Annotated in this window: 4 protein-coding genes; all 4 read right to left on the bottom strand. The window is 65.2% G+C overall.

The window, feature by feature from the left end:
• Positions 1–61: 61 nt before the first annotated feature.
• Positions 62–1,069 carry a type I glyceraldehyde-3-phosphate dehydrogenase gene (gap, locus tag JZY06_RS02160; protein ID WP_207118123.1) on the bottom strand — a complete coding sequence of 336 codons (1,008 nt, stop codon included), beginning with the start codon at positions 1,067–1,069 and terminating at the stop codon, positions 62–64.
• A 649-nt stretch (positions 1,070–1,718) separates the two neighbouring features.
• A complete protein-coding gene (gene whiA, locus JZY06_RS02155; RefSeq protein ID WP_377769005.1) occupies positions 1,719–2,738 on the bottom strand; it encodes a DNA-binding protein WhiA in 1,020 nt (339 codons plus the stop codon).
• A 91-nt stretch (positions 2,739–2,829) separates the two neighbouring features.
• A complete protein-coding gene (locus JZY06_RS02150; protein ID WP_207118119.1) occupies positions 2,830–3,840 on the bottom strand; it encodes a gluconeogenesis factor YvcK family protein in 1,011 nt (336 codons plus the stop codon).
• A 384-nt stretch (positions 3,841–4,224) separates the two neighbouring features.
• Positions 4,225–4,915 (bottom strand): RNase adapter RapZ (gene rapZ, locus JZY06_RS02145; protein ID WP_242516437.1); only part of this gene is annotated, 691 nt, incomplete at its 5' end.

Below are 4,915 nucleotides of genomic sequence, written 5' to 3'. Positions count from 1 at the left end.
GGGGGGGACCTGACCGACAGTCGATTCAGTCAGGTATTTTCACCGGGACGGTATGTGATTGTTAGAGGCGCTCGCCGACGTACTCGGTCAGGGTGACCAGCTGGTTGGAGTAGCCCCACTCGTTGTCGTACCAGGAGACAACCTTGACCTGGTCGTCGATGACGCGGGTCATGCCGGAGTCGAAGATGGAGGCGTGCGGGTCGGTGACGATGTCGGTGGACACCAGCGGCTCCTCCGAGTAGGCCAGAATGCCCTTGAGCGGACCCTCGGCGGCGGCCTTCTTCATCGCTTCGTTGATGGCCTCGACGGACACTTCCTTTTCCGCGGTGAAGGTCAGGTCGGTGCAGGAACCGGTGGGAACCGGAACACGCATGGCGAAGCCGTCCAGCTTGCCCTTCAGCTGCGGCAGAACCAGGGCCACAGCCTTGGCCGCACCGGTGGAGGTGGGGACAATGTTGACGGCGGCGGCACGGGCACGGCGCAGATCCTTGTGCGGGGCGTCGTGGATGCGCTGGTCACCGGTGTAAGCGTGGATGGTGGTCATCAGACCGCACTTGATGCCGAAGTTGTCGTCGAGGACCTTGGCCATCGGCGCCAGGCAGTTGGTGGTGCAGGACGCGTTGGAGATGATGGTGTGGTTGGCCGGATCGTAGTCGGTGTGGTTGACACCGACAACGAAGGTGGCGTCCTCGTTCTTCGCCGGGGCGGAGATGATGACCTTCTTCGCGCCGGCCTCGATGTGGGCCTTGGCGGCATTGGCATCGGTGAAAAAGCCGGTGGACTCAATCACGATGTCGACGTTCTGCTCGCCCCACTTGAGGTTCTTGGGGTCACGCTCGGCGGTGACGATCATGCGCTTGCCACCGACGGTGATGGACTCGTCGTCGAATTCAACATCCTTGCCGAGACGACCGAGAATGGAGTCGTACTTGAGGAGGTGCGCCAGGGTCTTGTTGTCCGTCAGATCGTTGAGGGCAACGATCTCGACGTCCGCTCCGCGCTCCATGCAGGCGCGGAAGAAGTTGCGGCCGATGCGGCCGAAGCCATTGATACCTACGCGAACCGTCACGATAGTTCTCCTTGATGTGGGGGTTAAATGTCTTGAATCGCCGGCATGACCCTCGAGACGGGGCACGGCCCGGACGCCGGGGCGGCAAGCCCCGGAAAACATCCCGGCCGATTCATCTACCGGCGTCCCCCACTCTACCGGCGATGGCCGGGTTGGTGTGGCCGCTGACAGCGAACACGCCGCCCGCGGCATTCCCCGCATGAACGCCCGAACAAAAACAAACCAACCCATACGGACAGAAACGGACATTGCCGCTGCCACATCATCCGGGATACATGGCCGCCCGCCGGAACTACCCACCCCCATTCGGGGCGAAACCGGCAATGCGGACTGTTTCTATACGCCGCTAGTTATAAAAGCGGGCACGACCCTGTGACACTTGACACATTTCACCCGGCGCAGTCGTGTGGCTCCCGCGGCATGTCGATTGCGGGGCAACGAACACCTCCGTCCCCGCCACCGGAAACGACAGCGGGTGAAAAAACAGCTGCCAGCGTCTTTTCCCCTCCCGGCAGCTTGACACCACCGGGCTGGCCTCCCGACAGGTTGGGACTGCCCCGGCCGGGCGCCGCAGCAGCATCCGTCCCGCTGTCACCAGCTGATCAACACCCGGATTCTGCGGTGGGCAAGGCGGTGGTACCCGCCTGGTTCAGTCCGTTTCCCCCGCCTGGTCAGCCGGTGAGTGATCCGGGTCGGCTTCGGCGAGAACCTGTTCGGTCACTGCTGCTTTGGTCGACGGGATACCCAGTTCAGCGGCACGTTTGTCAGCTGTCGCGCACAGCCGCCGGATACGACCGGCGATGGCGTCTTTGGTCATCTGCGGGTCGGCGAGTTTGCCCAGTTCTTCCAGTGAGGCGAACTTGTGTCTGATGCGCAGCTCACCGGCATCGGCCAGATGCTCGGGGACATCGTCGCCGAGGATTTCCATGGCGCGTTCCACCCGGGCCGCGGCTTTGACCGCGGCTCTCGCGGAGCGCTGCTGGTTGGCGTTGTCGAAGTTGGCCAACCGGTTGGCGGTGGCCCGCACTTCCCGCCGGAGGCGTTTTTCCTCCCACTTCAGCCGGGTGTGCTGGGCACCCATGCGGGTCAGCAGCGCTCCGATGGCTTCCCCGTCGCGCACCAGCACCCGGTCCGAGCCGCGGGTTTCCTTTGTTTTCGCCACAATCCCCAGCCGGCGGGCGCAGCCGACCAACGCCAGGGCCGCCTCGGTGCAGGGGCAGGTGATTTCCAAGGCGCAGGACCGGCCGGGTTCGGTCAGGCACCCGTGGGCCAGGAACGCCCCCCGCCACACGGCTTCGGCTTCGCTGACATTGCCGGACACAATATGCGGCGGAAGGCCGACGATCCGCCGCCCGGTGGTGCCCACCAGCCCGGAGCGGGTCAGCAGCAGATCCAGGCCCCGGTTGACCTCGACGTACCATTTTCCGATCCGGTCATTGGACTGCGAGGGGCTGCCGGTGACGGTGACCGGCACCTCGAATACTTCCGTGACAAGTTCGGCGGCACGGCGGGCCACCGATTCGATGTCGAATTCACAGACCAGATACGGCCCGTGGGAGGAGTGGCCCATCTCGCCGGCGAAGCGGACAAGCGCGATGGCTTCCGCTGCCTTGGCATCGGGCCGGCGCGACCGTGCCGCCGCGAGTTCCTCCTTGACCTGCAGTGTCATGGCCATAGTTGTCGACAACCTCGTTGTTGGGAAATGGGTGTGGTGCAATCCGGACGGTGCCGGGTGATTGTAGCCGAGCGCGCCACGGGTCTCAGCTACCGGAGGCCCCCTGCTCGAAGGCACGTCCCAGCGCGGCCCCCAATTTCGCCGGATCGTGGCGTGTTTTATCGCCGTCGGTGGTGACATCGGCGAACAACACCTCCGCCCCCAGGCTGGCGGCCGCCCGGGCCAGATGGCGTCGTTCGGTCCCGGAATAGATGGTGTTTTCGTCGACAATGAATCGGTCGACCTTCAACTGCGGGGCATGCTGGGTGAGCATGTGGATGTGGCGTTCGGCGGAAAAGCCGGCGGTCTCCCCCGGTTCCGCGGTGAGGTTGAGCACCACCACTTTCACCGCCCGGGTGTTGTTGAGGGCGGTGACAATGCCCGGCACCAGAAGATGCGGGATCACGGAGGTAAACCAGCTGCCGGGACCCAATGTCACCAGATCGGCGCCGGCGATGGCCTCCACTGCTTCGGGGCAGGCTGTCGGTGCCGCGGGTTTGAGCCGCACCCGGCGCACACTGCCGGGGGTGGTGGCCACCGACACCTGGCCGCGGACGGGATGAACCACCCGCGGATCATCGTCCAGGCCAGCGACATCGGCCTCGATTTCCAGCGGCTGGTTGGACATGGGCAGCACCCGGCCACGGGCACCGACCAGGTCGGCCACCGCATCCAGGGCCGCAATGTGGTCGCCGAGCACATCGGTCAACCCGGCGATGAGCAGATTGCCGACCGCATGGCCGGCCATGCCTCCGGTGCCGCCGAAGCGGTGCTGGATGAGGGTTTCCCACATCCGCCCATCATCGTCATCGCGGGCCAGCGCGGCCAAGGCCATGCGCAGATCCCCCGGCGGGATAATACCGAGTTCGCGGCGCAGCCGTCCTGAGGATCCACCGTCATCGGCGACAGTGACAACGGCGTTGATGAACGGGGCTTTCAATGCCCGGGAGGCCCGCAGGGTCTGGAACAGCCCGTGCCCGCCGCCCAGGGCGGTGATGGTGTCCAGTTCGGCGGGGAGTATGGGGGTGCAGTGGTGGCGATTGCCGGAGGTGCTCATGGGAGGGATTTTTCTTTCTTCCCGCTCACGGACGCGCACCGGCCGGCGGACGGCCACCGGTGTGCGCGCCGCGCCCGTGGGGGGTGGCGCCACCGGCTTTTGGCCACCGTCGGTGACGGGGTGGCCGACGGCCGGTACGGGGATCGGCCGGGGCACGGGCAGCGGGTGGTCAAGCGGGAAAAAGGTGTCGAAAGGGCGGAAAGGATTGGGGACACTGGTCCCGGGGCGGGCGATGTCCACGCCCGGCACACCGGGCGGCGGCGATCACGCCCCGCCGGGGCCATCGGTGGGGCGTGTCGGCGCGCCGCGGGCGATATGCCCGGCGGATACTTTTGCACTGTCGGCTGCGCACCCAACAGTGTGTTGGGTCGGCGGCGAGGCTTGTCAGTCACGTTGGATGTCCCGGTGGTCGACCGAGACATCCAGACCGGGTTCGTCTTTGAGCCGCCGGGCTATCTCCTCGGCGACGGCCACCGACCGGTGGTGGCCGCCGGTGCAGCCCACACCAACGGTGATGAAGGATTTTCCCTCCCGGCGGTAGCCGTCGGTCATGCCGGTGAGCATGGTGACGAATTGGTCGACGAACTGTGCTGCACCGTCCTGGGAAAGCACGAAATCACTGACCCCCCGGTCGGTTCCGCGCAGCAGGCGCAGTTCCGGCTCCCAGTAGGGATTGGGCAGGAAACGGACGTCGACGATCAAGTCCGCATCCGGCGGGGCACCGTGTTTGAAACCGAAGGACTGGACGGTGACGTGCTGCCGTTTTTTCGCCAGGGTGGCAAAGGAGTTCTCGATGGTGCGGCGCAGGTCGTGCACACTCAGTTCGGAGGTGTTGATGACGATGTCGGCGCGTTCTTTCACCGGCGCCAATACCTGGCGTTCCCGGCCGATACCGACCTGCAGGGTGGCTGACCCCTGCAGCGGGTGGGTTCTTCTCACCGAGTCGAAACGGCGGATGAGCACATCGTCACGGGCTTCCATGAAAATCACGGTGACATTGCCCCACCGCTTTTTGATTTTTTCCATGGTGAGGATCAGGTCACCGTTGAATTCGTTGAAGTCGCGGGTGCGCACA

This window comes from Corynebacterium mendelii (assembly GCF_017307055.1).
Lineage (GTDB): Bacteria > Actinomycetota > Actinomycetes > Mycobacteriales > Mycobacteriaceae > Corynebacterium > Corynebacterium mendelii.
Note: the sequence above shows the minus strand (reverse complement) of the source record. Positions and strands in the feature narration are given on the sequence as shown.

What these genes read in the sequence shown, in the direction of transcription:
- whiA (WP_377769005.1), bottom strand. Translation starts at nt 2,738, where the DNA reads ATGACACTGCAGGTCAAGGAGGAACTCGCGGCGGCACGGTCGCGCCGG.
- JZY06_RS02150 (WP_207118119.1), bottom strand. Translation starts at nt 3,840, where the DNA reads ATGAGCACCTCCGGCAATCGCCACCACTGCACCCCCATACTCCCCGCC.